This is a genomic window from Streptomyces sp. NPDC028635 (assembly GCF_040637635.1).
In the GTDB taxonomy this organism is placed as follows: domain Bacteria; phylum Actinomycetota; class Actinomycetes; order Streptomycetales; family Streptomycetaceae; genus Streptomyces.
The window spans coordinates 1-26,503 of record NZ_JBEZWX010000047.1; the positions used below are offsets into that span (position 1 = coordinate 1).

Genomic DNA, 26,503 nt, shown 5'->3' on the forward strand with positions numbered 1-26,503 from the left:
GGAGGCGCCGCGCGGCGGGCGCGCGGCGGGCGACAGGAGGGCGGCCACGCGGCGCGGTACGGGGCCGGAGGTGGCCGCCGGGGTCATCGCGGGCCGGGTGGTGTCCGCCGTGTGCGTGGCGAGGGCGGCGCGAGCGATGGCGCGCGCGGTGAGGCGGCGGTCGCCGACGGCGGTCGCCGCGGCCTCGTCGGCGGCGCGCTCGGCGGCCAGCCGGATGGCCTCGCGGACCGGCCGCAGGGCGGGGTGGCAGTGGGCGGCCAGCTCGGCCGCCGCCAGGAAGTAGTGGTGTCCGCCCGCGTTGTGGGCGCGCTCGTGCGCGAAGAGCGCCTCGCGTTCCCGCGCGTCGAGGCTGCGCAGCATGGCGGTGGTGACGACGATGCGGTGCGGGCGGCCGGGCAGGGCGTACGCGTCGGGGCGCGGGGAGTCGACGACGCACAGGTCGCCCGCGGCGGGCCGGCGGCCGGCTTCGGAGCGCGCGGTGCGCAGCCCGGCGGCCTGCCGCAGCACCGTGCGGACCAGGGCGAGCGCGGCGAGGGTGAGCAGGCCGGTGGCCAGGGCGGCCAGGGGCAGGACCAGGCGCGCGGACGGCGTGTGCAGCGGGTGCACCAGCTCACCCAGCGCGGCGAGGGCCGGGATCCGCAGCAGGCCGGTCAGGGCCAGGGAGCCGAGTGCCGCGACGGTGCCGGCCGCGAGCAGGAGCGCCGAGACGGTCAGGGTCCACAGCGCGGCCACGGGCGCGCAGCGGTCGAGGACCCTGCGGGCCGGCGCGGATGCGGCCCAGGGCAGGAGCAGGGGGATCAGCAGCAGGGCGATCCTCACGGGCCCTCCTCCAGCAGTCGGCGCAGGACCTCCTCGTCGTCCGGGCTGAGCTGGGCGACGAAACGGGCGAGGACCGTCTCCCGGTCGCTGCCGCGGTCGAGTTCGCTGTGCATGCGCAGGGCGGTCAGGCCGTGCGGGTCCTGGGTGGGGCGGTAGGCGTAGCCGCGGCCCTGCCGCTGCCGCTCCAGCGTCCCCTTCTCGTGCAATCGGGACAGGATCGTCGTCACGGTCGTGCGGGCCAGGCCGGAGGCGAGTTCGGCCTGCACCTGGGCGGGGGTCAGCGGTGTGCCCGCCGCCCACAGCGCGGCCATCACCGCGGCCTCCAGCTCGCCCGCCGGCCGGCGTTCGTCCTTGTCGGCGCTCATGGAACGATCCTCACCCCGCGATCGTCTACAGTGTCGTAGACCGTCTACTTGATTGTAGACGGTCGGGTGCCGTGCATCCGGTGGCCCGCACAGAAAGGACTCATGCGATGACCACACCCGTGGTCCTATCGTCGCAGCTCGCGGTGAATCCCCTCGACGCCCGGTCGCTGCTGGCCGCCTTCGGCGTCCTCGGCGTCGGCGTGGTGATGTTCGCCGAGACGGGACTGCTGATCGGCTTCTTCCTGCCGGGCGACTCCCTGCTGTTCACGGCGGGCCTGCTGTGCACCGGCACGGAAGGGCACGGCATCCGGCTCTCCCTCGGGCCGCTGCTCGCCGCCGCGGCGCTGGGCGCGCTGGCCGGCGCGCAGTGCGGTTATCTGCTCGGGCGCCGTGCGGGCACCACCCTGCTCGCCCGCAGCCGCTCGGCGCGGCTGCACGAGGGGGCGCACAGAGCCGAGGAGCTGCTGGCGCGCTACGGGCACGCCAAGGCGATCGTCCTGGCGAGATTCGTCCCGGTGGTGCGGACCGTGCTCAATCCGCTCGCGGGTGCGCTCGGAGTGCCCGCGCGGGTGTTCACCGTGTGGCAGGTGGCCGGCGGCCTGGTGTGGAGCGTCGGCCTGACCCTGGCGGGATACGCGCTCGGGTCCTCCGTCCCGAACGTGGACCACTATCTGCTGCCGCTGGTCGCACTGATCGTGGCGGTGTCGCTGGTCCCGCTCGCCCTCGAGCTGTACCGCGGCCGCAAGGGTGCCAAGGCGAGGGAGGCCGGCGGATGACGCTCGCGTTCTCAGCGGCGTCGATCGACGGCTCCGCCTACCGCGACGTGGTGGACCTGGCGGGACGCGCGCCGGGCTGGCTGGACACCACGATCAGAGTGTGGTCGGACTACGGTCTGGCGGTGTTCGCCGTCCTCATGGTCCTCGTCTGGTGGCGGGCCCGGCGCACGGGGGCCGCCGCGGCGGTGACGGCGCTGGCCGTGCCGGTGGTCGTGGTCCTGGCGTACGGCCTGAACGACGTGCTGAAGATGTTCGTCCGCGAGGACCGGCCCTGTCAGACCCTTCAGGTGCGCACCCTGGAGGCCTGCCCGGCGCACGGGGACTGGTCGTTCCCCAGCAACCACGCGGCGATCGCCGCCGCGGCCGCCGTGGCGCTGCTGCTCGTCTCGCGATGGCTGGGGGCGCTCGCCTGCCTGGCGGCGGTCGCCATGGCCGCGTCGCGCGTGTGGATCGGCGTGCACTACCCGCACGACGTGCTGGTGGGGCTGGTCGTGGGCGGGCTCGTCGCGCTCGCGGCGCTCCCGCTGCTGCGGCGCCGGTCGGACGCGCTGGCCAGACGGCTGACGGCGGCCGCGCCGCTGCGTCTGCTGCTGACGGTCTCATGAACGGCGGGGGCGGCGGCACGGCGGCGAAAGAGCGCAGCGGGCGCAGGGACGTCGCCGATCTCGCGGGCAGCGTGGGAGTGGGCGCGTGGGCGGCGTTCGCCGTACTGGCGCTGGTGGTCACCGGCCGGGCCGGTGCGCCGCTCTGGCTGGACGACAGGTTCCTCATATGGTCCGTCGGCCACCGCCCGGAGGAGGCCGTGGCGCTCGCCCGGGGCGTGACCGCGACCGGCACGGGAGCCGTCCCCTACCTTCTCGCCGCGCTGGCCGGCGCGGTGGCCGGACGCACGCCGCGGACCCGGCTGCCGGCCGCCGCCGTCGCCCTGGCCTGCCTCGCCGCGGGCCAACTGGTGCGTTACGGCGTGATGGAGCTGGTCCGCCGCTCCCGTCCACCGGAGGCGGAGTGGACGGCTCACGCGAGCGGCTGGGCGTTTCCGTCCGGTCACACCACGACGGCCGCGCTGACCGCCGGCGTGCTCGTCGTCGCGCTCACCCTGCGCGCCCCGCGCGGAGGCACCGCGCTGCGGATCGCCGTGTGCGGCTGGGCGCTGCTCGTCGGCCTGACCCGGGTCTACCTCGGCGTGCACTGGTTCACGGACGTCGTCGGTGGCTGGCTGTTCGCCGCGGGCTGGCTGGGGCTCTGCCTGTGCGCGGCCGCCCGTCTGCTGCCCGCGTCCTTCCTCACCGGCCCGGCCACCCCGGAACCGGGACACGACGCCGCGCCCCCGGACCCCGGCCACCGGGGACGGCCGGGCGCTGCCTGACGCCGCGCGACGCCGAGGCACTCCGCGGTCGGAAGGGTGAGAGCACACCCCGCGCCCGGCCGCACCTCGCGGGTCACCGCCTGTCGAGCGCCTTGTCGAGGGTGAGGGTCGCGTCGATCAAGGCGAGATGGGTGAACGCCTGCGGGAAGTTCCCCAGTTGGCGGCCCGTCGGGTCGATCTCCTCGGAGTACAGGCCCAGATGGTTGGCGTACCCCATCATCTTCTCGAAGACCAGCCGCGCCTTCTCCGTCCGCCCCGCTCGGGCGAGGGCGTCGACGTACATGAACGTGCACAGCGAGAAGGTGCCCTCCGAGCCGCGCAGGCCGTCGGGCGACGTCTCGGGGTTGTAGCGGTAGACGAGGCTGTCGCTGACCAGTTCCCGCTCGATGGCGTCCAGGGTCGACGCCCAGATCGGATCCTCCGGGCTGAGGAACCCGACCGTCGCCATGCGCAGCAGCGACGAGTCCAGCACGTCACTGCCGTAGTGCTGGACGAAGGCGTGCGCCTTCTCGCTCCAGCCCTTGGTCATGACCTGCTCGTAGACGGCGTCCCGCTCGGTCTGCCACCGTCCCGACGCCGACGGCCACCCCTTCGACTGCGCGAGGCGCAGCGCGCGGTCGAACGCCACCCACGACATGACCCGGCCGTAGGTGAAGTCCTCGCGCCCGCCGCGGGTCTCCCAGATCCCCTCCTCCGCCTGGTCCCAGTGGTCGGCCAGCCAGTCCAGGTTCGCCCGCATCGAGGTCCATCCCTCGTACCCGACCTGGAATCCGTGCTGGTGCGCGAAGTACATGCTGTCCAGCGCCTCGCCGTAGATGTCCAGCTGGAGCTGGGTCGCTGCGCCGTTGCCGATCCGCACCGGCCGGGAGCGCGCGTAGCCCTCCCAGTGCTCGAGGGTCTGCTCGTCCAGGTCGGACGAGCCGTCGACCCTGTACATGATGTTGAGCGGCCCCGTGTCCCCACCGCTGCCGGCCCGCTCCTTGACCCGGTCGCTCAGCCAGGCGTTGAAGGCGCGCGCCTCCTCCGTGAAGCCCAACCCGAGCAGGGCGTACACGGAGAAGGAGGCGTCACGGATCCAGGTGAACCGGTAGTCCCAGTTGCGTCCACCGCCCAGTTGCTCGGGCAGCGCCGTCGTCGGGGCGGCCACCACGGCACCGCTGGGTGCGAAGGTCATGAGTTTCAGGGTGATCGCGGAACGCTCCACCATCTCGCGCCAGCGCCCGGTGTAGCGCGACTGGGCGAGCCAGGAACGCCAGAAGGCCGCGGTCTCGTCGAAGAGCTGCTGGTAGGCCTCCTGGCGGACTTCGGCCGGTGGCCCCCCGGCGCCCGTCTCCAGCACGAGCCCCCGCTGCTCGCCGGCCCGCAGCGTCAGCGACAGGTGCAGATCGGCGCCCTGGTCCGTGGCGACGTCGACGAGCCGCTCGTCCTGGGGTTCGCGGATGGGATGCACGGTGAGTTCCGTGCCGTCCTCCGCGGCGAAGACCGCTCCGTGCTGGGTGATGTGCAGCTCGTGCTTGCTGCGTCCGTAGTCGAATCGCGGGGCGATCTCCACCTGGAACGTCATACTGCCGCGCACACAGCGCACCAGACGCACCAGCCGGTGGCGGGGGGTGACCGTCGTACCGGTCACCGGCATGAAGTCGACCACCTCGCCGGCGCCCGCCTCGGTCATGAACCGGGTGACCAGGACAGCCGTGTCGGGCAGGTACAACTGCTTGGTCGCATGGGTGCGATGAGCCGGCCGGACCGTGCAGTGACCGCCCTTCTCCTGGTCCAGCAGCGCCCCGAAGACACTCGGCGAGTCGAACCGCGGGGAGCAGAACCAGTCGACCACGCCCTCGGTGGTCACCAGCGCGGCGGTCTGCAGATCGCCGATGAGACCGTGGTTCTCGATCAGTGGGTAACCGTCCATGGGGGCGTTCCCTCCGGTGTGAGCAGGTGTCCGCTGGAGATCGGATCTCCTCGGCGTCCCGCTAGTGCGCCTTCCAGTTCGCGTTGTCGGGGATCGTCTTGTCCGGCACGTGGACCTGGACGATGGACGGGCCGCTCGAGTTCTCCAGGGCGCCCGCGACGGCGTCTCCCAGCTCGCCGTACGTGCCGACTTCCCAGCCCCGGCAGCCGAAGACCTCCGCCAGTGCGCTGTAGTTCCACCGGTGCAGCTCGCACGGCTTGTAGAACGGCCTGTCCGAGTGGAATATCCCGGCGTCGGCGAGCCACTGCTCCACGGCGTAGACGCCGTTGTCGACGACGAAGATGACCGGATGGAGCCCGAACCGGGCCTGCGTCGAGAGGCACTGGGCGGTCATCTGGAAGCCGCCGTCACCCGAGAAGACCAAGACCTTGTGGTCCGGGCCCTTCGCCAGGCAGATGCCCGTCGCGGCCGCGGCGCTGTACCCGATCGCCGAGTAGGACGACTGGACGACGAACCCTCCCGGACCGGGCACTTCGAGCAGCAGGCTCCCGAAGTAGTTCATGCTCGCGTCGGCGCCGACGATGGTGTCCCTGTCGACGTACTGCTGGATGTAGTTGTAGAACCCCTGGTAGGTGATCACGTCGGTGTCGCTCACGGCCGGGACGCTGCGAGCCGGTTTGTCCGGCAGCTTCTGCGTCCTGGGCGTGATGTTCTCCGCCAGGATGCCGTCCACGAGGTGCTCGAGCGCGACCTGCCCGCCGAAATAGGTTCCGAACTTGACCGCGTCGAACGAAGCGAACGCGGTCTTGTCGTAGTCCGGGTCCCAGCCCAGCGAGTTGATGTCCGTCAGCCACACACCGAGGGCCAGTACGAAGTCGGACGTGTCGACCAGGTCCGTGACGGCGGTCGATGACGCCTGGCCGTCGAGCACACCGACGAACCGCGGATCGTCCTCGGAAAGGACCGCCTTGCTGAGGAGTTCCGTGACGTAGGGGACGTTCAGTGTCTCGATCAGCGTCATGGCCTTGTCCTGAAGGCCGAGCCGGTCGATCTCCACGCCGAGCCAGATGAGCGGATTCTCGGCGCTCTCGAGCCTCGCGCGGATCCGCGCGACCGACTCCTTCAGACTGGTCTCGTCCGACAGGGTTCTGGCCGGCTGGAGGACGCCCCTCGGCGGCTCGCACTCCAGGTCGACCATGTCCTGGAGCAGCTCGATGTAGATCGGGCGCCGTTCACTGATGCACCGGGTCAGCGCATAGTCGATCAGCGTCGGCGCGAGGTCGGGATTGTCGAGCCGGATGGCCGCGACCGTCACGTGCTCGAACGACTGGAGATCCGTTTCCCGCCCGCTGATGAAGTGGTGTGCGCTGAAGCCGGTCTGCTCGAAGGTGATGGTCTTCTTGATGCTCGGTGTGCCGTTGATCAGCACGAGCGGCACCTTCTCGACATAGGCGCCCGCGGCGGCGTTCACGGCGCAGAGCGCGCCCGCGGAGTAGGTGACGCAGAGGGCGCCGATGCCCTTCAGCCGTGCGTACCCGTCCGCCGCATAACCGGCGTTCACCTCGTTGACCTCTTCGATGATCTTCACGCCGCCCGGCGTGACATACCCGTTCAGCCATTCGATGGAATAGTCGCCCGCGATGGCGAACAGGTGCTCCAGCCCGAGTTGGCGAAGCCTGTCCACCAGGTACTTGCCTACAGTGCAGCCCTCGTTCATGGTCGGAGCACCTCCGTGGTCAGTAGTCGCTCGCGCCGCCGAACAGCCGGGGCATGTAGATGTCGAAGATCCCCGGGCACCTGCGTTCCGGATACCGCCGCAGCATGAAATTCTTGAAGGCGTCGTCCGTCAGCCCGTCACCGACCGCCTGCCGGGCGGCGGAAAGGTATTCGATGTTGCGGGCGACTTCGTTCTTGTCGGCCGGCAGACCGTGGCCCGGCATGAACAGTTCGTAGTCCGAGGCCAGCATGTCCTGCAGCACCCGGCTCCAGTGGTCCATGTGTTTCGTCAGGTACAGATGGGTGCCGCTGTAGATCAGGTCCTGAGCGACATACACCCCCACCTCCGGAAGCCTGATGGTGAGGTGGTAGTCGATCTCGGTGTCCGTCACGCGGTCGAAGACGTACCGGAGCCCGTCGATGGTCTCTTCACCGGGGCCGGCGACTTCCTTCGGAACGGCTATGCGCTCCGGAGCGAGGTCACCGAGTTTCCAGTGGTCGCTTCTCGAGTCCTCTCCGTGCTCCTGGATGAAGGTCTTGGTCTCGGACAGCGCGTACACCGTGACGTCCGTGAAGGCGGTGCCGAGTCCGAACCAGTGGTCGGGGTGGCGGTGGGAGACGTACAGCCTTTCGATCGGCTTGCCCAGGCTGTCCGCGTACTCCCGGAACGCCCTCGCGTAAGGGGTGAGGAACTGTCCGTCGACGAGGACCAGCTGGTTCCTGGTTTCGATGACATGCGTGGCGTTCGCGATGTTGTCGTCCGTGAAGGACGCGACGAAGGTGTGAATGCGGACATCGCCTGCCTGCTTCACGACCATGCTGATGGGATCCGATATCTGAGCCGGCATGGGAGGCCTCTTCCGGGTTAGGCGGTCCGCTGTCGCAGTTCCTCCAACGCGGCCCTCGCGACGTCGTAGGCGCTGTCCCTGCCGGGCACGGGGTCGTCCTCGCCGGGTCGCCAGAAACGCCGGCGTGCCATGCGCATGGAGCTGTCGAAGGGCGGGATCGCGTTGAACACTTCGATCAGATAGGGCCCGCGGTACACCGGCTCGATCTCGTTCGAGATGACGTCCCACGGGATCCAGCTGTCCTTCACCGCGCCCCGGTCGGGTGCGGAGATGTGGACGTAGTAGAGCCGGTGCTGCCCTACCGCTCGCGCGATGTTCTCCTTCAGGACCGACGGCCCCTGGCTCTCCATCACGACCTGTGCGGTGTCGATCGTCACGCCTCCCTGGGCGTGCTCGAGGCCCTCGAGGAAGTCCAGGACCTCCGAGACCATGTTGGGCGGCGGTGTCTCCCAGCTCTTGACGGGCTCGACGGCGAGCTTCACCTCGCGTGCTTCGGCGTACTCCACCAGTTCTTCGAAGACGGAACGCGCCGCGTCGTAGCGCGGCCTCATCCAGTCCTGGAGGGCGTCGCTCCAGATCGGCTCGTCGGTGTCCGTGACCGGGAAGACGCCGTAGGGATAGATGAACGGCCCGGACATGATCGAGTCGCCGCCCAGGACCCGGGTGATGTCGACACGTGACTTGAGGTAGGACAGGGCCTGCCCGCGCTGCTCCTCGTAGGGTGACGTCGGGTCGAAGGTCCGCGTGGTCCCCACGTTGGTGGTGAACTTCGCCTCCCCCAGCCCCGCCCGCTCGAACGCCGTCTTCAGGCCGCTGTAGCAATCGACCTCGAGCTTGTGGTCGACGCCGGCCGGCTGGGCGGCGATATGCACGTCGAAGCCGTCGTACCCCATGTCGGTGAGGGCCTTGAGGTGATCGATCAGGACCCCGGTGTACCGCGTGTCCTGGGGCCGGAGATCGGCCGTGAACATGAAGAAGCTGAAGAACACGTCCCGTCCGAGTGTCGCGTTCATCGTCACCACCCCAGGACGTCGGCGAGATAGGCGCGGGCCTTCTTGGCGTACTCGAGCGGGACCGCCTTGTTCGGGTCCTGCTCCGCCTCGACGACCAGCCACCCCTGGTAATGCGCGTCGGCCAGCACTTCGAGGATGGGCCGGAAGTCGATCGCGCCCTCTCCGGGCACGGTGAAGACGCCGAGCTCGATGGCGTCCTGGAACGACAGGCCCTCCTCCCGCACCCGCTTCACGACCTCGGGCCGGACGCTCTTCAGGTGGACGTGGCCGATACGGCCGGCGTGCGCCCGGGCCAGCTCCAGCGGGTTGTCGCCGGCGAAGGCCAAGTGGCCGGTGTCGAGGAGCAGGTGGACCAGGTCCGGGTCGGTCGAGGCCATCAGCCGGTCGATGTCGGCCCGGGTCATGACGCCGGTGCCCATGTGGTGGTGATAGCTGAGCTTCATCCCGGCCGAGCCGGCGATCCTGCCGAGTTCGTTCAGGCCCGAGGTCAGGGCGTCCCACTGGGCGTGGGTGAAGACCGGGCGGTTGGCGAACACGTCCACGGGCAGCAGGTGCGAGGAGGCGCCGAACTCGGCCACGACCAGTTCGGTCCCGCCCAGCGCCTTGATGTGGGCCAGCGTCTCCTCGAAAGCAGCGATCGTCTTGTGCCGCATGTTGCCGATGGTGAAGTACGTGCTCGTCCAGGGTTCGGACACCCGCAGGCCGCGGATCTCGAGGGCGGCCCTGAGCTCGGCCACGTCCGCCGGGTACTTGTGCCCGAGGCTGCAGCCCTGGAAGCCGGCGAGCGCCATCTCGCTCACGGCCTGACCGAAGGAGATACCGGCGTCGATGGTGGGGAAGTCGTCGTTCCACCACAGGGTGCAGCAGACGCCGAGCTGCACCTTGTCGGGGCTGAGGCGGTCGGCCAACGCCGTCATCGTGTCGCCCCCTTCAGATAGCGGTCGTCGATGCGGGGCGGCTGAGCCCAGGAGCCGTATCCGGGTGCCTTGGCGCCCGGAGGGTTGGCCCCGATGGCCCGCCACAGCAGCCCCTCCTGGTAGGAGGCGGCGGTGACCGTGGAGGTGCCCGCCCCGGTGTGGGGCCCGTAGTGGTCGACCCAGTCGGGGGGCAGCGCGTACCACATCCCGACGTACCAGAGCTTGATGACCTGGCGGGCCACCGGGCCGAGCCGGTCGTCGCCGAAGATCCGGTGGCGCAGGGCCCGGTCGAACAGGTCCCGGTCGAGCGGGGTGGCGGCGCTTGCGGCCTGACCGGCCGCGTCGGCCCGGGCTGCCCGGTGGGCGTCCAGGAGGGCGGTGACGACCTCGTCGCCGCAGGCCTCGCGCACTTTCGCCAGATACTTGTGGGCCAGGCCGGTGCCGAGGAGATCGGTCTCCTCGAAGGCCGTGAGGTCGACCGACAGGGAGAGGAACCTCTCGAAGGACGGGGCGGTCATCATGTCACCGCCCGGACCGTCGCGGCGGCATCCGGTGAGGCCTGCGGATCGGATCCGACCGCGTCCGGAATCTCGAAGGTGGGAGCGGCGTGCAGGCCGCCGCTGCCCGGCAGGGGGCTGCGCACCAGCCGGTTGAACCCGTCGCGCAGGCGGAACATCTCGCAGACGGCTTCCTGCAGGAGGCCCGGCTGCCCGTTGAACGCCTTGGTGAGCAGGGCGAGGAAGTTCGCGTAGTCGGTGTTGAAGTCCCGGGCGACGCGGGCGAGTTCCGACCCTTCCGGGTAATCGGCCAGGCGGGCACTCACCTTCACCTTGTACACGTCGTCCCAGCAGATGCTCAGCTCGGGTCCCGACGGTGCGCCGGGGTGGTCGCCCTCCTGGTAGTAGCGGCCGAGCTGGAGCTGGCGGAAGCGGTAGTAGTGGGCGAGCTCCCCGTCCGCGTCGTAGATCCCCGAGTCCAGGCCCTCCCCCTGGGCGGCGATGAAGCGGAGCGCCCGCTGGGCCGAGTCCAGGTCGGTGACGACGATGATCTCCCCGCCGCCGGAGTAGAAGAACTCCGGCCCCACCTGGCGAGCCGGATCCCCGCGGAACAGCGCGGGGTCATCGGCCGCCACCTTCTCGAGTCCTTCGATGATCTCCTCGTAGAACTCGCCGATGCTGTAGAAGCGCATCCCCTCGGTCGTGGGGCTGGCGACCAGCGGCGACGACCTGCCGTTCGATGTCGGCACCAGCCGTGACTCGCCGCTGGGTACCTTGCCCGGACGCTCGATCTTGCAGAACGTCTCGATCGCCTCGGGGGAGAAGGGCCGCAGGTCGACGGTGAAGTCGTCCTCGCCGTCGGGCAGGCGGGCCGGATACGACGGCACGAAGCCGGGGCGGGTCAGATCGGGCGTCCCGCCGATGGCGTTCAGGACGTTGGCGACGAGGGTCAGGTGCAGCATCTCCTCCACCGCTGCCACCCGGATGATGTGGGCGGCGTCGGAGTTGGTGGTGGAGCGGATGGAGTAGTACGCGGTCAGGTACGTGGGGATGGTCGCGTGCTCGAGCGCCATCGCCGCGTTCAGGTAGCTGGTCAGGTCGTCGCGGTTGCCGATGGTCGACACGGTCATCGGGCCACCTCCCCTGAGGTCGGCGCCGCGAGACGCCGGTCGGGAGCAACGTTCGTCGGAGCGGTCTCGGAGCCGAGCTGGGCCAGCATGGCCCGGACGCTGCGCAGGCACAGGGCGGCGACGGTGAGCGTCACGTTCGACGTGCCCACGGTGGGCATGCTTCCGCCGCCGACCAGGTAGAGGTTGTCGTGGTCCCAGCACCGCTGGTCCGGGTCGACCACCGACGTCGACGGGTCGTCGCCCATCACATGGGTGCCGGCGAGGTGGTTGCCCCCGCGGATCTCGTAGCCCACGCCGTCGTGGACGGCGTAGCCCCAGAAGTTCGGCTGGTACACGGTGTGGTCCTCGGCCCCGAGGCGGGCGAAGATCCGCTTCGACAGCTGCCGGGCGTATGCCACCCCGCGCATCGTGTACTCGGGGATGTCGTAGGTGAGGACGGGCCGCATGTTCCCCAGCGGGTCGGTGAAGTCCGGGCTCACGGTGACCCGGTTGCTGGGGTTGGCGGGGACCTCGACCATGAAGGCCAGCTGGAGCTGGCGGGACACACGGTCCACCAGGGCCTGGCGCAGGGACTCGCCGTAGCGGCCGCCGGAGTCCACCAGGCCGATCAGGTCGGTCATCGGTGAGCCCCGGGCCCAGCCCCAGCCGTCGTTGTGGATGTCGACGGTGAAGGCCGCCTGGTGGCTGCGGAAGCGGCCGCCGCGCAGATCGGTGATGCCTCCCGTGCAGTTCGTGCCGCGGAAGGTGCCGGCCACCTCCGGCAGCAGGCCCCACGCCAGCAGGTAGGCGTGGTCCATGAAGTTGCGCCCCATGAGCCCGCTGGAACTGCGCAGGTCGGAGGCGAGCATCAGCCGGGGGTTCTCCACCGCGTTGGCGGCCAGCACGAACAGCCGGCCACGGGCTCTCATCGTGGTGTAGCCGGGGCTGTCGGGCCGGGCGTAGCGGCGGTACTCGATCTCGGTCACCCGGCCCGTGTGTGCGTCGGTGTGCACCTTGTGGGCCACCGCCTGCGCCACCAGGTCGACCCGGCCGCTCTGGAGGGCGAGGGCGAGGGTTTTGCCGGCGTTGTACTTCGCCTGCACCGGGCAGATGGGCACACAGTTGTTGTTGCCCTGGCACCGCTCGCCGACCTCGACCTGGTACGCGCTGACCGCCCCTCGGGGCACATAGCCCTTGCCGCCGTCGTAGGCCGGGTTCGGTATGCCGTTGCGGCCCTGGGGGAACGGCCTGACCCGCAGCTCCCGCTGCTCCCCGTCGAGTTCGACCGGCATCCCGTCGAGGTCCTTGGCGACCATCCGGTCCAGGTAGGACAGGGGGAGCCCCTTCATGGGGAACACGTAGTCCTCGTCGAAGGTGATCCCCAGGTAGGCCTGGTCCTCCACGTCGGCGGAGACGCCGATCTCGCGTTCGGCCTCGTTGTAGTACGGGGCGAGGTCCTCGTAGCTGAGCGGCCAGTCCGCGCCCTCGCCGTAGAGCGTCCGCATCCGGAAGTCCTCGGGCAGCATCCGCAGCGTCTTGCCCTCCCAGTGCATGGTGGTGCCGCCGAGGACCCGCGTGTACGTGGTGTCGGTGGCGAAGGGCCCGGTCTGGACGAGGTAGGCCGAGGCATCGGGCGCCCCCGGGGTGATGCGCCGTGTCTCGCTGGCCCGGGGCATCGGGGCGTTGGGGACGGGCGGGTAGGGGGCCTGATTGTCCTTGCCGATGGCCGAGTAGAACCGGTCGAGGTAGCGCTCGTAGCCCCTGAGGGTGAGGTCTTCGGCGGGGCCCGCTTCGAGAATCAGCACTCTCTTGCCGGCCTCGCTCAGGCGCGAGGCGATCAGGGCGCCGGAGATGCCGCCGCCGACGATGACGGCGTCGTAGACGACCTCGGCCGCCGCCATGGGGTCGGTGCGCTGCGCCGCCCCCTCGGGGAACTTCGCGTACATGAGGCAGTCACCCCTCCTCTGCCTTCTCTGCTCCGTGAACTCACGAGCGGGTTCCGTGGAATCCGCTCGCGGTCGGCGCCGTGATCACGCGGATGGGAAAGGCGTGGGAGCCGAGTACGTCCGTGGGCGGTCGCCGGGAATACATGGAATTCCGGTGCGAGCGGGCCGGACGGCCGGCGCAAGGAAGCGCGGATCGGGTTTGTTCGGAGAATTTCGATGATCGGGCCGCATGTGTGATCGCTGCCGGTAATGCCCGGCACACGGACCACTGCCGCACTGCCGACGATACGCGGAAAGCGTCAAGATCGCCGACTGAGAACGGGGATTCCACCCCATAGTTCCCTGAGTGAACGTCATAAACTTACCCTGTAATGGGAGATGGGTTCCGAAAGGCCTGTTCCCGACGGTTGGGTGACCCGTCAACCACTCACACCTGAAAGTATCTCAGGTCATGTCGGCCGCCCCTCCGGACAACCCAGACCCTTGGGCAGCACACCTTTGTCCGCCGGCCCGGCGGCCGTGTTGCGGTATTGTCTGCCGGTGCTTTCATGGAATTGAAAGGCATACGTGCCGGTAGATATATGCGAGGCCGATGCTCTGAGCGCGGGGCGGCGATATCGCCTTCCGACACGACTCGCCGGTCTCCCTTCACACCAACACGCGGCGTCCACGCGACGTCCCGCCCATCCTTTCAGCGCGGAGGAGCCTCATGTCCACCAAGGTCATCCGCCATCCGGAAGGGGCGGTACGGCCGCACGGCGCCCCCTGGTACACGCTGTATCCGCGGCGGTGGTGGGCGCGGATATCGCGGGCGACAGGCAGGAGATGGCGCAAGTTCCGGACCGAGAGGGAGGCACGCAGGAGCATCGTCCCCAATCGCAGTTGGCGCTCCTGGAGGTTCACCCTCGGCCCGGTGTTGCGCGTGTGGGCACTGCTCTGGACGCTATTGCTTTTCGTCTGGGTGGGACTGGCTCTTTTCGATTTCTACAGGTACGGAGAGGAAAACAACACCGACCTGCACGCCGTGCTCCATTCCCTGTGGTTCGACGCCGTCAATCACATCCTGGGCCCCGTGCTGACGGGTTCCGTACTGCTGGCGTTCTTCCTGCTCTACTGGTACCACAAGACGAAGCAGCCGCTCATCAAAAAGGCGCGCACCCAACCCCACGATCTCGTCCCCACGGCCGGAACCCTCGTCAACCGGATCGTAGGGCGCCGGGAATTGTCGCAGGTGATAGCCCAGACACTCCGTAACCGCAGGACCAGGAAGCCGTATCTGCTCGTCGGTGGCGTGGGGGTCGGCAAGACGGCCGTACTGGTGGAACTGACTCGGATGCTGGCCCAGCAGTCCGCCGTTCCCGTGCCCATAAGTCTGCGTGACAGAAAGGACGACGGCGAACTCGACTTCGAGGAAATGGCACGGCGCCGCTTCGCGGAGGAAGCGGACCAAGGAGTGCTGGCCGGCAGCAACATCGACAAGACGTGGCGGCAGTTGAGACTCGACGACCAGGCCGTCGTCATCGCCGACGGCCTGGAGGAGGCACTCCTCGGCGAGAAGTACCAGGAGGACCGCGACAACATCATCCGACGGGCGATCGAGCGAGCGGACCGCCAGAAGCTGCCCCTGGTCATCGCCTCCCGCCCGCACGCGCCCCTCGAGGGCACACGGGCGGCGATCGCCAACCTGGAACCCCTGAGCGAGGAAGCGGCGCTGGAGTACCTGATACGGGAGCGCGGTGAGCTGGACGAGCGGCGCCTCGACTGGGTGGTGGAAACGGCTCAGGTCACGGATTCGCCGATCTATCTGCGGATCGCCCGGGTGCTCCAGCAGCACGGGCTGCTGGAGCATCTGACGCTCCGTGACGAAGGCGGTCGCCTGGACACACGCAGCAACGACTGCTCCACGCTCAGGCTCGGTCTGCTGAACACGTACCGTCAGGCCATCGAAGACGGACGCATCTTCGACAAGTTGGTGATGGACCACAGCGAACGCCGGGAAACCATATGGGTCGTGTCGGCGCTGGCCTGCCTCGGTCTGCTGCAGGACAGCATCGAGGTGACCTTCGACGACTTCATCAGCGCGCATGTGGACGACCTGCTCAGCCACCGGCAGTCCCAGGACGATCGCCCGCAGTGGCCGGGCGACGCCGAGCGGCACGGAATCCGGCTTGTCGTCTCCACGGCGCAACGCGACGCGATCTGGGAGGTGGTGAGCCGGAAGATCGGCGCGTCGGCGCCCTGGCTCAACGCCCTGGACTACCCCGTCGAGTGCCGCACGGAGCTGGCGCGGTACACGGCCAACGGCCAGCTCCTGGGGCTGGTCTACGGCTGCAGGAACAAGGTTCGGTTCCCCCACAGCATCCTTCAGGCATACCTGGGTTATCGCCTCCTGAGAGAGATGGACGACGACGAGATCAACGCGGTCGTCGAACCGGCGCTGCGCAGCCCGGGTCCGTCCCGGGAGTTGCTCATCGCTCTGGTGCTGCTGTCACGTCACCCGGCGGCTCCCCCGGCCGCCCGGCCGGCCGCCTCGCAGGACACGGCTCCGGGTGACGGCAGTGGCCCGGACGCGCGGCCCTGCCTCTCCGAACTGCTCAGCCGGGCCGCGGCGAACCGGCATGACGCGAAATACTTCGACCTGTACGCGGCGGCCCTGGAAATGGACTGCATCAGTCCGAAGCCCATGCAGGACGAGCTCGCCCGGGACCTCGAGGAACAATGGGCGGTCCTCGACATCAGGGGCGATCAGCGGACCATCGAGGATGCGAAACTGCGGTTGGTGCGGCGCTTCGGAGCCGCACTGCGGGAACGGGACCGGCGCAGCAAGGGCGGTGAGGCCCTGCCCTACAAGCGGCTCTTCGACATCGGTACGCATGAGCCCTCCCGGTCCGTCCGGCTCGCGATCGCCCATCAGATAGCCGCCGGTGGCGACGCGGCCTTCCAGGGCCTGCGCTCGGAGTTCCCGCTCGGAACCGATCCGATGACCCAGTACCTGGAAAAGACCCGTGCGGCCAAAAGGAAACTCGACGACGACTACAGTGCGTGGCTCGACGAGGTGGACGCGGACCCTGATGCCGATCCGGAGGCGAAGGAGACCCGGCAGCACAAGCATGACCGGATCGTCGAGGAGTACGAGCAGTGCCGCACCATCTGGTGGCGCCACTTCGCCCTCCGGGCCTGGCTCGTCCCCATGATCGTCGGGTCGGTCTCGGAGAAGTACCGGGACGAGGCGAAGGAGCGGCTGAGTCTGTGGTTGGACAACCTGACCACCCCGGCCGGCCGGCAGAGCCCGCCCATGCCGCTCTCCTTGGAAATCGCCTTGGCCCAGGGCTTCAAGAACGCGGCGAACCGCAGGCGACGGCACCCGGACGCCTATGAGGAGACCCGGGCCTACCTGGTGAAGCAGGCCGAGAAGATGCTCACCCGCAGCCGCTACTGGTACGCGCAGCTGAGCCTGATCCAGGCGCTGTGCCTGTGGGAGCTTCCCGACACCCTCGGGCACGCCGCCGGGTCCGGCGCGGCGAACGGACACCGCGGCCGCTCCACACCGGCGGACACCGGCGGGCCGGGAAACGGCGACGTGGCGTCCGACGGTCCCATGGAGCCGATGCGGTCGGTCACCCGCTGGCTCGCGATGGCGGGCAGTGCGCACCGGGCCGCGGCTGCCCCCGGCGTCACGTACGGGCGGCGTCCCGACAGAGTGCTCCACCCGTTCGTCGCCGAAGCCGGCGATCTGGTGACCCTGGCCCTGGAGACGGGACACCCGGAGCGGTTCATCTGGGTCGACGAGAACGAAGCCACCGACAACGTCGGTTCCACCCCGGCCGACCCGGAGCGCTACCGGAAGCACAACCTGTGGATCGCCCCGTCCGTCGGGTGGAGTGTGCTGCACCCGCGAACCCAGCGGCTTCTCGCCGACGTCCTGGTGATCCTCAATCTCATCGAGGGCGACGGGACCCCGGACGCCATCGAGGAGCGCCTGAAACGCGCGAACCGGAACGACCTTCCGTACTGTCTCACCCACGACCGCAGCCGGCTCCACCCCGAGCGCAGTGTCGGCCGGGCCGAGGGGGGCGAACCCCGCACCACCTGCGTGTCCCCGTGCGAGTTCCGTCTGTGCCCCTATCCCCCGCAGGCCGGAAGCGCACGCAGGGAGATGGCGGAGCTGTTCTGCCGGCAGCAACAGGCACTCCTGCACAGCCGCTTCCGCTGGCACCTGCCGGCCGTCAGCCGGCACACCGCGCCGTGGGTGTCGATACCCGTCCGGGAGTTGGACGCGTTCTGGGAAGAGATGGCCAACCGGAACCGCAAGACCACCGACGAGGACGAGCACTTCCTCTGAGGCCACGGGTGCCCGCGTGCGCGGCGGCCGACCCGCCCGCACCGTCGCCCGCCGCGCAGTACGCGCCCCCGCCCGGTCGCCAGGTTGTGTCGGGCAACTTTCGACTGCGCAGGGCGTTCCGCGTGACCTCGGCGCCCACAAGGTCGATACTGCCGACATCAGGACATTCAGCCAGACCGGGGCCGCCGTGGACCATCAAGATCGTTGACTGGCCACTTCCCGACCTGACCTGGAAAGATGTAGGCCAGGGGCCCACCTGTCCATCGCTTCAGGAGGTACCCATGAAGATGCTGATCAACGTCCCCGAGACCGTTGTCGCCGATGCGCTGAAGGGGATCGCGGCCGCCCATCCGGAACTGACCGTCGACGTCGAGAACCGGGTGATCGTACGGCGGGACGCCCCCGTGGCGGGGAAGGTCGGACTGATCTCCGGTGGAGGCTCGGGGCACGAGCCGCTGCACGGCGGATTCGTCGGCCCGGGCATGCTGTCGGCGGCCTGTCCGGGTGAGGTGTTCACCTCGCCGGTCCCCGACCAGATGCTGCGCGCCGCGGCGGCCGTGGACAGCGGCGCCGGGGTGCTGTTCATCGTCAAGAACTACACCGGCGACGTGCTCAACTTCGACATGGCGGCCGAAATGGCCGAGGACGAGGGCATCCAGGTCGCGAAGGTGCTGGTCAACGATGACGTCGCGGTCACCGACAGCCTCTACACGGCCGGTCGCCGGGGCACCGGGGCGACGCTGTTCGTGGAGAAGATCGCCGGCGCCGCCGCCGACGAGGGGCAGCCGCTGGAGCGCGTGCAGTCGATCGCCCGGCAGGTGAACGAGAACGCGCGCAGTTTCGGCGTGGCCCTGAGTGCCTGCACGACCCCGGCCAAGGGCAGCCCCACGTTCGACCTCCCGGCGGGCGAACTGGAGTTGGGCATCGGTATCCACGGCGAGCCGGGCCGCGAGCGACGGGCGATGATGACCTCCGGGGAGATCGCGGACTTCGCGGTCAACGCCATCCTCGAGGACATGAACCCGCGCAGCCCCGTCCTGGCCCTGGTCAACGGCATGGGTGCGACGCCGCTGCTGGAGCTGTACGGCTTCAACGCCGAGGTGCAGCGGGTACTCGCCGCGCGGGGCGTCGCCGTCGCCCGCACCCTGGTCGGCAACTACGTGACCTCGCTCGACATGGCGGGCGCCTCGGTGACCCTGTGCCAGATCGACGAGGAACTGCTGCGGCTGTGGGACGCGCCGGTGAGCACGCCGGGGCTGCGCTGGGGCATGTGACACGGTGATCAGCAGGTGCGCGACACCCCTGGCCACACCTCTACCACGCAAGGAGATCACGTGCTCGACGCCGACTTCTTCCGCCGCTGGCTGACGGCGGCCGCCGCGTCCGTGGACCGCGAGGCCGAACATCTCACCGCGCTCGACTCGGCCATCGGGGACGCCGACCACGGCACCAACATGCAGCGCGGCCTCACCGCCGTGACCGCCGCCCTGCAGGAGGAGTCGCCCGACACGCCCGGTGCGGTGCTGATGCTGGCGGCGAAGCAGCTGATCTCGAAGGTCGGCGGGGCGTCGGGCCCGTTGTACGGCACCCTGCTGCGCCGGACCGGCAAGACGCTCGGGGACGCCGCCGAGGTCAGCGAGGAGCAGTTCGCGCAGGCCCTGCGCGCCGGGGTGGACGCGGTCATGGCGCTGGGCGGTGCGGCACCCGGCGACAAGACCATGATCGACGCCCTCGTCCCGGCGCTCGACGCGCTCGGTGACGGCTTCGCGGCGGCGCGGACCGCGGCGGAGCAGGGCGCGGAGGCCACCACACCGTTGCAGGCCCGCAAGGGCAGGGCCAGCTATCTCGGTGAACGCAGCATCGGACACCAGGATCCGGGGGCGACCTCGTCGGCCCTGCTGATCGCGGCCCTCGTGGAGGCGCACGGTGAGTGAGGACAAGCTGGTCGGGATCGTCCTCGTGTCCCACAGCGCCGATGTGGCGGAGTCGGTGGCCAAGCTGGCGAAGTCGCTGTCGGGGGGCGGCTCGGCGGTGCCGGTCGCCCCGGCGGGCGGCACCGAGAGCGGCGGGCTGGGCACCAGCGCCGAACTGATCGCCGCCGCGGCCGCCTCCGTGGACCGCGGCGCCGGGATCGCCCTGCTCACCGACCTCGGCAGCGCCGTGCTGACCGTGAAGGCGCTCCTCGCGGAGGGCGACGAACTGCCCGAGGGCTCCCGCCTGGTGGACGCGCCGTTCGTGGAAGGCGCGGTCGCCGCGGTGGTCACGGCGGCCACGGGCGCCGACCTGGACGCGGTGGAGGCGGCGGCGAAGGAGGCGTACGAGTACCGCAAGGAGTGAGCCGGGCGAGGGCGGCCCGCAACGGCTCGGGAGCGCCCTGGCCCAGCACGCGCAGGGCTCGCCGGGCGCGCCCGCGGTGGGCCCCGGCACCCTGGCCGCCCGGCACGCGACGGGCCTGCGGCCCCTGGCCCGCCCGGCACGCGGGTCGGGCCCGCGGCACCCTGGTCCGCCCCGCACGGCGGGCGCACGGCACCCCGGCCCGCCCCACACACTGCGGGTCCGCGGCACCCGGGTCCGCCCCGCACGCGACGGGCCTGCGGCTCCTGGCCCGCCCGGCACGCGACGGGCCCGCGGCTCCCTGGCCCGCCCCGCACGGCGGGCGCACGGCACCCCGGCCCTCCACATGCGGCGGCTTCGCAGCGCACGCGAGCCGTTCCCGCAGGGGGCCGCCAGCCCACTTCCCAGCCCCGCGGACGCCCGCGCACAGCGGGGCCCGGCGGCGGGCCGGGCTCCGGAAGCCATCGCCGCGCACAGCGGTCGCGGGGGCACCCGGCCCCGGAGTCATCGCCGCGCACGGCGGGTCGGGGCGGGCACCCCGGCCCCGGAAGTCATCGCCGCACGCGCCGGGACACGGAGGCAGCGCACGCGAGCCGTTCCCGGCGGCCGGCGCCACGCGTGCCCGCGCCCCGGCGGACACCCGCACGCCAGGGATCACAGCGGGCCCGCGCCGCCGGGATCCCTTCCCGGCCGGGGCCGCCACGCGCGCCCCCAGCCCCCGCGGAACACCCGCGCAGGGCGCGGCGCCGCGTCTCGGCGGCGCCGTGTCCCGTCCAGCCGCGGCCACCCGCGCGTGACGAAGGCGGTCGCCCGGTAGCGCCGGGATACTCCCGCGCCCGCGGTCACCACTCTCGCCCCGGTCCCGGAGAGGCACCCCACGGCACGGGGCGCAGCCGCTCCGCGCCGCCCCGATCCGTCACGGGCCGGGGCGCGCCACGCGGGCCGCCAGGCGCGCCAGGCGCGGCGGGCGGGGCCCGGACGCCGGCGCCGAGGATCCGCCGCCTCAGACCTCGCTGTGCACCGGCGTTTCGCGAGGGCCCCCCGTACCCCCGGCGGACACACCTCTCAGCCGCCGCCGCGATCGCCGCGTACGAACTGGCGGGCCAGTCGTTCGCCGACGGCCGTCACGGCTGCTCGGTCCTCCAGGGGTTTGACCTCGGAGTCCTTGAAGACGATGTACGTGACCCCGGAGGGGGTGCCGCCGCCGTGCGGGTCGGCGCGGATGCCCAGCGCCCGGGCGGTGGCGTAGGAGGCCTCGCCGATGATGTCGCTCGGGCCGATGTCGCCGACGACGGCGTACTGGACGCGGCCGTGGTGGACGACGGCGGCGACCGAGCCTCCGCGCACCCCGTCCCTGCGGTGGTCCCAGCGGGCGCTCGGCGCGGGTACGACGATGTAGGGCAGCGTCTCGGCGCTCGGGTAGCGCCCGTCGGCCTGGGCGAAGGCGGTGGCTTCGGCGAAGAGCGGATCGGTGTCGTCGTTGCAGTGCGAGGTGGGCCGCCCGTCGCAGTCGATGTCCAGGTCCGCGGTCCAGATCACGGCGTCGCGGGTGCCGCACACGGGGACGGTGGCGGGCGCGTCGGCGTCGGTGCGGTAGCGGCCGCGGGAGACAGGCGTGCAGATGCGGGCCCGGGAGAGCAGCTCGGCGGCGCGTACGGCGCCTGGCGGCCGGGCGGACATGAGCGCCCGGGGACCCGAGGCGGGCGGCCGCGGCGCGGCGGCGGACGGCAGGGCCGGGGCCAGCAGGACAAGTCCGGCCGCGGCCAGCGTCATCGACGGGACACGCACGATCGAGGGACCCTCTCGTGGGGGACGGTGACGGTCACTCAGCCAATCTGGGGCGGGCGCCTCGCCCCGGCCACCCGGCGGGGCCGTACGGCGCACGGCCGCTGACGGGCCGCCAGGCGCCGGGACGCCGGGGCCTGTGCCGGCTCCGGCATCCCGGCCGCCCGCGTCCGGCGCGGGGACAGCGACGACAGCGGTCCGCGCCCACGGCATGAACTCCCGAGCGCATCGCGGGAGTTCGGCACCGGACCTCAGCATACGTAACGGCCGCGAGGACACCAACGCCCGACCGCACACCCGGCCTCCTCGCACCGACCCCGCACCCGGCCCCGCACCCACCCGCACACCGAGGACCGCCCGCCGCACCCTTGATGGGTACGCGCCACGGATGCCATGGTGAGCCTATTGGTCCGGACCTTTGCCGTCCTGCTGGGCGACCGACACGGGAGGCACGTCGTGCGACGCGTGGTGCTGTACACGGTGTTCCTGCTGCTGGTCGCGTCCTGCGGACGGGCGGGCGCGGACGACGACAGCGGGGCGGTGCCGGGCGCCCCGGCCGGCGTGACGGCGACCGCGGGCAGTTCGACCAGCGTGCACGTCATGTGGAACGCCGTCTCCGCCGCCGACGGCGTCCGCGCCTACGAGGTGTACCGCGACCGCGCCAAGGTGGCGGACGTACCGGCCGGCGAGCACATGGTGGACGTGGTCCGGCTGCGGCCGGCCACGGCGTACGTCTTCTCGGTGCGCGCCCGCGACCGGGCCGGCCGGCTCGGGCCACCGAGCCGGGAGGTCACGGCGACGACCCCGGCCGCCACGGCGGCGGACCGCTCGGCACCCACCCCACCGGGCCGGCTGACCGGCCGGAGCGCCGGGAGCACGGCGGTCCAGCTGTCGTGGACGGCTTCCCGGGACGACCGGAAGGTGGTGTCGTACGACGTCTACCAGGGCGGTGTGAAGATCCACAGCGTGGGCGGGGCGCAGACGGCGACGGTGGTGACGGGGCTGCGGCCGGGCACCCGGTACGCCTTCACCGTGCGGGCGCGGGACGCGGCCGACAACCTCTCGCCCGCCGCCGGTCCGCTCCGGCTCACCACGGCCCCCGGCACGGACGACGGCCGGGACACCGCGCCCGGCTCCTTCCGCGTCACGAGTCACGAGGCGGACGGCGCCTACTACCTGGATCTGTCCTGGGTTCCGCCGCGCACGGACGGCACGGTCGGCGAGTACCAGCTGCAGCTCGACGGGCGGACGGCGACCTCGCTGGTGTGGGGCGCCGACGCGCCCCGGGACCGGGCGGCCTACAGCTTCTACGCCGGTGGCGAGCCGGGGGTGCGCCACCGGCTGCGGCTGCGGGCCCGGCTGCCCGACGGCAGCTGGGGCGGCTGGTCGGCGGAGCGGGTGGCGACGACCGGGGCCGGCCGGTGACCCGCGGGCGGACCTGGGCCGTCGGGGGGAATCCGTCACCTGCCCGGGTGCCGTCCGCATGCGTGGGCGCGCCGGGGGACGTTGGCTGCCCCTGAGGCAGCACGGGCGTTCCCGATCCTCGGCGGCGCAAGGGATGTACCGCCAGCCGTGCCGCCGCCGGAGGACACCCCATGCGCAACTCGCACTGCTTCGGACGCCACGGCATGGCCGTGGCGGCCGCCGCCGCCCTGCCGCTCGCCCTCACCGCCGCGGGCCCGGCCACCGCGCGCGGCTCGGGCATCTCGGTGAGCACGACCGGCTCCACCGTGTCCGTGGTGACCAGCGCCTGCACCCAGATCAACGGCAGCTGGGGCACGGCGGCGCTGCTCAGCAGCAGCCAGGCGAACTTCGCCCAGGGCCGCCAGGTGGCACTGTCGGGGACCGGCGTCAGCCAGTCCGCCGCGTGGTCGAGCGTCACGCCGGGCACCTACACGGTCATCGTGATGTGCGCGAACAACACCACCGCCGGCACCCAGTCGGTGATCGTCTCCGCACCCGTCGCGCCCACCGTCCGGCCCACGCCGTCGTCCTCGCCCTCACGCGGGGTCATGGGCGGCCTCGGCGGCGCGGCCCGGGACTACGGCCCGGTCACGATGGGCGTGGGAGCGGCCCTGGTGGGCGGCGGTGTCATCGGGGCGGCGTGGTTCCTGCGCCGTCGCTCGAAGCCGCACCGCCTGTGACCGACGCGCCCTCCGCCGTCGGCGCAGCGGCCTCGCCGAGGGTCTCGAACTCCTCCAGCGCGTGCGTGAGCCAGCGCGTCCAGAAGGTCTCCAGATCGATGCCCGCCCGCAGCACGAGGTGGCGCAGCCGGTCCTGAGGACCGTCCTTGCCGGGCGGGAAGTCGCGCTGCTCGATCTCCAGGTACTCGGCCAACTGCCGCTGGTGCAGCTCCAGATGGCGCCGCAGGTCGTCCTCCAGGCCGGCGGTGCCCACCACGGCGGCGGCGCGCAGCCGCAGCAGCATGACGTCGCGCATCGGCCTCGGGTCCTGCGCCGCGGCCGTCCAGCGCTGCAGCTCGGCACGGCCCGCGGGCAGGACCTCGTAGGCCTTCTTCTGCCCGCGGGCCGGCTGTTCGCTCGGCAGCGCGCGGATGTACCCCTCGGACTCCAGGCGTCCCAGCTCGCGGTAGATCTGCTGGTGTGTCGCGGACCAGAAGTAGCCGATCGACCTGTCGAAGCGGCGGGTCAGCTCCAGCCCGGAGGACGGCTTCTCCAGCAGGGCGGTGAGGATCGCGTGCGGCAGGGACATGGGGTCATCCTAGGGACGCGCCGCGCGCCTACAGGGCGGCGGCGACCTCCGTGCCCTGCTTGATGGCACGCTTGGCGTCCAGTTCGGCGGCGACGTCGGCGCCGCCGATCAGGTGCGCCTTGCGGCCCGCCGCCACCAGCGCGTCGTACAGGTCGCGGCGCGGCTCCTGGCCGGTGCACAGCACGATGGTGTCGACCTCGAGGACCCGGCTCTCGCCGTCGACGCTCAGGTGCAGTCCGGCGTCGTCGATCCGGTCGTAGGTTACGCCCGGCACCATGGTGACGCCGCGGTGCTTGAGCTCGGTGCGGTGGATCCAGCCGGTGGTCTTGCCGAGGCCGGCGCCGACCTTGCTGGTCTTGCGCTGGAGCAGGTGGACCTGGCGGGGCGGTGCCGGCCGCTCGGGCGCGGCGAGGCCGCCGGGAGCCCGGTAGTCCAGGTCGACGCCCCAGTGGCGGAAGTACGTCGCCGGGTCCTCGCTCGCCCGGTCGCCGCTGTCGGTGAGGTACTCGGCGACGTCGAAGCCGATGCCGCCCGCGCCGAGGATCGCGACGCGGTCGCCGACGGACGCGCCGCGCTGGAGCACGTCGAGGTAGCCGACGACGCGGGGGTGGTCCACGCCGGGGATGTCCGGGGTGCGCGGGGTGACACCGGTGGCGACGACCACCTCGTCGTAGTCCGCGAGGTCGTCGGCGCCCACCCAGGTGCCGAGGCGTACATCCACGCCGTGGGTGTCGAGCTGGTGGCGGAAGTAGCGCAGCGTCTCGTCGAACTCCTGCTTGCCGGGGACCTTGCGGGCCACGTTGAGCTGGCCGCCGATCTCCTCGGCGGCGTCGAAAAGGGTGACGGTGTGGCCGCGTTCGGCGGCGGAGACCGCGCAGGCCAGGCCGGCGGGGCCGGCGCCGACGACCGCGACGCGCTTGGTCAGCCGGGTCGGGGCCAGCACCAGCTCGGTCTCGTGGCAGGCGCGCGGGTTGACCAGGCAGGAGGTGATCAGCCCGCTGAAGGTGTGGTCCAGGCAGGCCTGGTTGCAGCCGATGCAGGTGTTGATGGCCGCGGAGCGGTCCTCGGCGGCCTTCCTGACGAACTCCGGGTCGGCGAGCATCGGGCGGGCCATGGAGACCATGTCGGCGACGCCGTCAGCGAGCAGTTCCTCGGCGAGTTCGGGGGTGTTGATGCGGTTGGTGGTGACGAGCGGGACCGACACCTCGCCCATGAGCTTCTTGGTGACGAAGGTGTAGGCGCCGCGCGGCACGGAGGTCGCGATGGTGGGGATGCGGGCCTCGTGCCAGCCGATGCCGGTGTTGATGATCGTGGCGCCGGCCGTCTCGACGGCCTTGGCGAGGGTGATCACCTCGTCGAGGGTGGAGCCGCCGGGGACGAGGTCCAGCATGGAGAGCCGGTAGATGACGATGAAGTCCTCGCCGACGGCCTCGCGCACCCGGCGCACGATCCCGACCGGGAAGCGCATCCGGTTCTCGTAGGAGCCGCCCCAGCGGTCCGTGCGCCGGTTGGTCTGGGCGGCGATGAACTCGTTGATGAGGTAGCCCTCGGAGCCCATGATCTCCACGCCGTCGTAGCCGGCCTGCTGTGCCAGGCGGGCCGTGCGGGCGTAGTCGTCGATGGTGCGCTCGATGTCGGCGTCGGTCAGCTCGCGCGGCGGGAACGGGCTGATGGGGGCCTGGAGGGGACTCGGGGCGACCAGGTCGCGGTGGTAGGCGTAGCGGCCGAAGTGCAGGATCTGCAGGGCGATCCTGCCGCCCTCGCGGTGCACGGCCTCGGTGACCTGGCGGTGCTCGTCCGCCTCGGCGTCGGTGGTGAGCTTGGAGCCGCCCTCCCAGGGCCGCCCCTCCTCGTTGGGGGCGATGCCGCCGGTGACGATCAGACCCACGCCGCCTCGGGCGCGCTCGGCGTAGAAGGCCGCCATGCGCTCGAAGCCCCGCTCGGCCTCCTCCAGGCCGACGTGCATCGAGCCCATCAGGACGCGGTTGGGCAGCGTGGTGAAACCCAGGTCGAGCGGGCTCAGCAGGTGCGGGTAACGGCTCATCG

At 71.2% G+C, this 26,503-nt stretch carries 22 protein-coding genes; 9 read left to right on the top strand and 13 right to left on the bottom strand.

Annotated elements, in window-relative coordinates:
* On the bottom strand, window positions 1-819 hold an 819-nt coding region (locus tag AB0E88_RS31590), incomplete at its 3' end, for a M48 family metalloprotease (RefSeq protein ID WP_361637772.1).
* A complete protein-coding gene (locus AB0E88_RS31595) occupies window positions 816-1,184 on the bottom strand; it encodes a BlaI/MecI/CopY family transcriptional regulator (protein ID WP_361637774.1) in 369 nt (122 codons plus the stop codon). The genes AB0E88_RS31595 and AB0E88_RS31590, both read right to left, overlap by 4 nt.
* 107 nt (window positions 1,185-1,291) lie before the next feature.
* Here AB0E88_RS31595 and AB0E88_RS31600 point away from each other — a divergent pair, with 107 nt between their 5' ends.
* Genes AB0E88_RS31600 through AB0E88_RS31610 form a run of 3 tightly spaced genes read left to right on the top strand, consistent with a single transcriptional unit; the run spans window position 1,292 to window position 3,326 of the window.
* Window positions 1,292-1,960 (top strand): DedA family protein, encoded by a 669-nt coding sequence (locus tag AB0E88_RS31600; protein WP_361637776.1) that lies wholly within the window; start codon window positions 1,292-1,294, stop codon window positions 1,958-1,960.
* Entirely contained in the window at window positions 1,957-2,565 is a 609-nt protein-coding gene (locus tag AB0E88_RS31605) for a phosphatase PAP2 family protein (RefSeq protein WP_361637778.1), read from the top strand. The genes AB0E88_RS31600 and AB0E88_RS31605 overlap by 4 nt, the downstream gene beginning before the upstream one ends.
* Window positions 2,562-3,326: a phosphatase PAP2 family protein gene (locus AB0E88_RS31610; RefSeq protein WP_361637780.1), complete on the top strand. Its 765-nt coding sequence runs from the start codon at window positions 2,562-2,564 to the stop codon at window positions 3,324-3,326. The genes AB0E88_RS31605 and AB0E88_RS31610 overlap by 4 nt, the downstream gene beginning before the upstream one ends.
* A gap of 73 nt (window positions 3,327-3,399) precedes the next feature.
* Here the strand turns inward: AB0E88_RS31610 and AB0E88_RS31615 are convergent, their stop codons facing one another.
* The 8 genes from AB0E88_RS31615 to AB0E88_RS31650 all read right to left on the bottom strand — a co-directional run bounded on the left by AB0E88_RS31615 (window position 3,400) and on the right by AB0E88_RS31650 (window position 13,284).
* Complete coding sequence (locus AB0E88_RS31615) at window positions 3,400-5,238, bottom strand: glycoside hydrolase family 15 protein (protein WP_361637782.1); 1,839 nt, start codon at window positions 5,236-5,238, stop codon at window positions 3,400-3,402.
* Window positions 5,239-5,299: 61 nt separating this feature from the next.
* On the bottom strand, window positions 5,300-6,955 hold the full coding sequence (locus AB0E88_RS31620) for a thiamine pyrophosphate-dependent enzyme (protein ID WP_361637784.1): 1,656 nt from the start codon (window positions 6,953-6,955) through the stop codon (window positions 5,300-5,302).
* Between the two features lie 19 nt (window positions 6,956-6,974).
* Window positions 6,975-7,802 carry an MBL fold metallo-hydrolase gene (locus AB0E88_RS31625; protein WP_361637786.1) on the bottom strand — a complete coding sequence of 276 codons (828 nt, stop codon included), beginning with the start codon at window positions 7,800-7,802 and terminating at the stop codon, window positions 6,975-6,977.
* Window positions 7,803-7,819: 17 nt separating this feature from the next.
* Window positions 7,820-8,815 carry a sugar phosphate isomerase/epimerase family protein gene (locus tag AB0E88_RS31630; RefSeq protein WP_361637788.1) on the bottom strand — a complete coding sequence of 332 codons (996 nt, stop codon included), beginning with the start codon at window positions 8,813-8,815 and terminating at the stop codon, window positions 7,820-7,822.
* 2 nt (window positions 8,816-8,817) lie between these two features.
* Window positions 8,818-9,732 carry a myo-inosose-2 dehydratase gene (iolE, locus tag AB0E88_RS31635; RefSeq protein ID WP_361637790.1) on the bottom strand — a complete coding sequence of 305 codons (915 nt, stop codon included), beginning with the start codon at window positions 9,730-9,732 and terminating at the stop codon, window positions 8,818-8,820.
* Entirely contained in the window at window positions 9,729-10,253 is a 525-nt protein-coding gene (locus AB0E88_RS31640) for a hypothetical protein (protein ID WP_361637792.1), read from the bottom strand. Before AB0E88_RS31640 ends, iolE begins: the two co-directional genes overlap by 4 nt.
* Window positions 10,250-11,359, bottom strand: a complete 1,110-nt coding sequence (locus AB0E88_RS31645; RefSeq protein WP_361637793.1) for a ferritin-like protein — start codon at window positions 11,357-11,359, stop codon at window positions 10,250-10,252. The genes AB0E88_RS31640 and AB0E88_RS31645 overlap by 4 nt, the downstream gene beginning before the upstream one ends.
* Window positions 11,356-13,284, bottom strand: a complete 1,929-nt coding sequence (locus tag AB0E88_RS31650; protein ID WP_361637795.1) for a GMC family oxidoreductase — start codon at window positions 13,282-13,284, stop codon at window positions 11,356-11,358. The genes AB0E88_RS31645 and AB0E88_RS31650 overlap by 4 nt, the downstream gene beginning before the upstream one ends.
* 709 nt (window positions 13,285-13,993) lie before the next feature.
* Between AB0E88_RS31650 and AB0E88_RS31655 the strand changes: the two genes are divergently transcribed.
* From AB0E88_RS31655 to AB0E88_RS31670, 4 genes are all read left to right on the top strand, one after another.
* Window positions 13,994-17,626 (top strand): ATP-binding protein, encoded by a 3,633-nt coding sequence (locus AB0E88_RS31655; protein ID WP_361637797.1) that lies wholly within the window; start codon window positions 13,994-13,996, stop codon window positions 17,624-17,626.
* Window positions 17,627-17,907: 281 nt separating this feature from the next.
* Window positions 17,908-18,900, top strand: coding sequence for a dihydroxyacetone kinase subunit DhaK (gene dhaK / locus AB0E88_RS31660; RefSeq protein ID WP_361637799.1), 993 nt, complete (start codon window positions 17,908-17,910; stop codon window positions 18,898-18,900).
* Window positions 18,901-18,960: 60 nt separating this feature from the next.
* Window positions 18,961-19,560 carry a dihydroxyacetone kinase subunit DhaL gene (gene dhaL, locus AB0E88_RS31665; protein WP_361637801.1) on the top strand — a complete coding sequence of 200 codons (600 nt, stop codon included), beginning with the start codon at window positions 18,961-18,963 and terminating at the stop codon, window positions 19,558-19,560.
* Window positions 19,553-19,963, top strand: a complete 411-nt coding sequence (locus AB0E88_RS31670; protein ID WP_361637803.1) for a PTS fructose transporter subunit IIA — start codon at window positions 19,553-19,555, stop codon at window positions 19,961-19,963. Before dhaL ends, AB0E88_RS31670 begins: the two co-directional genes overlap by 8 nt.
* Before the next feature lie 1,062 nt (window positions 19,964-21,025).
* Here AB0E88_RS31670 and AB0E88_RS31675 read toward each other — a convergent pair.
* A complete protein-coding gene (locus AB0E88_RS31675) occupies window positions 21,026-21,748 on the bottom strand; it encodes a glycoside hydrolase family 75 protein (protein ID WP_361637805.1) in 723 nt (240 codons plus the stop codon).
* A gap of 453 nt (window positions 21,749-22,201) precedes the next feature.
* Between AB0E88_RS31675 and AB0E88_RS31680 the strand changes: the two genes are divergently transcribed.
* A complete protein-coding gene (locus AB0E88_RS31680) occupies window positions 22,202-23,170 on the top strand; it encodes a fibronectin type III domain-containing protein (protein WP_361637807.1) in 969 nt (322 codons plus the stop codon).
* Window positions 23,171-23,340: 170 nt separating this feature from the next.
* Window positions 23,341-23,889, top strand: coding sequence for a hypothetical protein (locus AB0E88_RS31685; protein WP_361637809.1), 549 nt, complete (start codon window positions 23,341-23,343; stop codon window positions 23,887-23,889).
* Here the strand turns inward: AB0E88_RS31685 and AB0E88_RS31690 are convergent.
* A complete protein-coding gene (locus tag AB0E88_RS31690) occupies window positions 23,837-24,457 on the bottom strand; it encodes a PadR family transcriptional regulator (protein ID WP_361637810.1) in 621 nt (206 codons plus the stop codon). The genes AB0E88_RS31685 and AB0E88_RS31690 overlap by 53 nt on opposite strands.
* Window positions 24,458-24,485: 28 nt before the next feature.
* Complete coding sequence (locus AB0E88_RS31695) at window positions 24,486-26,501, bottom strand: NADPH-dependent 2,4-dienoyl-CoA reductase (RefSeq protein WP_361637812.1); 2,016 nt, start codon at window positions 26,499-26,501, stop codon at window positions 24,486-24,488.
* Window positions 26,502-26,503 lie beyond the last annotated feature (2 nt).

What these genes read in the sequence shown, in the direction of transcription:
- AB0E88_RS31595 (WP_361637774.1), bottom strand. Translation starts at nt 1,184, where the DNA reads ATGAGCGCCGACAAGGACGAACGCCGGCCGGCGGGCGAGCTGGAGGCC.
- AB0E88_RS31600 (WP_361637776.1), top strand. Translation starts at nt 1,292, where the DNA reads ATGACCACACCCGTGGTCCTATCGTCGCAGCTCGCGGTGAATCCCCTC.
- AB0E88_RS31605 (WP_361637778.1), top strand. Translation starts at nt 1,957, where the DNA reads ATGACGCTCGCGTTCTCAGCGGCGTCGATCGACGGCTCCGCCTACCGC.
- AB0E88_RS31610 (WP_361637780.1), top strand. Translation starts at nt 2,562, where the DNA reads ATGAACGGCGGGGGCGGCGGCACGGCGGCGAAAGAGCGCAGCGGGCGC.
- AB0E88_RS31615 (WP_361637782.1), bottom strand. Translation starts at nt 5,238, where the DNA reads ATGGACGGTTACCCACTGATCGAGAACCACGGTCTCATCGGCGATCTG.
- AB0E88_RS31620 (WP_361637784.1), bottom strand. Translation starts at nt 6,955, where the DNA reads ATGAACGAGGGCTGCACTGTAGGCAAGTACCTGGTGGACAGGCTTCGC.
- AB0E88_RS31625 (WP_361637786.1), bottom strand. Translation starts at nt 7,802, where the DNA reads ATGCCGGCTCAGATATCGGATCCCATCAGCATGGTCGTGAAGCAGGCA.
- AB0E88_RS31630 (WP_361637788.1), bottom strand. Translation starts at nt 8,815, where the DNA reads ATGAACGCGACACTCGGACGGGACGTGTTCTTCAGCTTCTTCATGTTC.
- iolE (WP_361637790.1), bottom strand. Translation starts at nt 9,732, where the DNA reads ATGACGGCGTTGGCCGACCGCCTCAGCCCCGACAAGGTGCAGCTCGGC.
- AB0E88_RS31640 (WP_361637792.1), bottom strand. Translation starts at nt 10,253, where the DNA reads ATGATGACCGCCCCGTCCTTCGAGAGGTTCCTCTCCCTGTCGGTCGAC.
- AB0E88_RS31645 (WP_361637793.1), bottom strand. Translation starts at nt 11,359, where the DNA reads ATGACCGTGTCGACCATCGGCAACCGCGACGACCTGACCAGCTACCTG.
- AB0E88_RS31650 (WP_361637795.1), bottom strand. Translation starts at nt 13,284, where the DNA reads ATGTACGCGAAGTTCCCCGAGGGGGCGGCGCAGCGCACCGACCCCATG.
- AB0E88_RS31655 (WP_361637797.1), top strand. Translation starts at nt 13,994, where the DNA reads ATGTCCACCAAGGTCATCCGCCATCCGGAAGGGGCGGTACGGCCGCAC.
- dhaK (WP_361637799.1), top strand. Translation starts at nt 17,908, where the DNA reads ATGAAGATGCTGATCAACGTCCCCGAGACCGTTGTCGCCGATGCGCTG.
- AB0E88_RS31685 (WP_361637809.1), top strand. Translation starts at nt 23,341, where the DNA reads ATGCGCAACTCGCACTGCTTCGGACGCCACGGCATGGCCGTGGCGGCC.
- AB0E88_RS31690 (WP_361637810.1), bottom strand. Translation starts at nt 24,457, where the DNA reads ATGTCCCTGCCGCACGCGATCCTCACCGCCCTGCTGGAGAAGCCGTCC.
- AB0E88_RS31695 (WP_361637812.1), bottom strand. Translation starts at nt 26,501, where the DNA reads ATGAGCCGTTACCCGCACCTGCTGAGCCCGCTCGACCTGGGTTTCACC.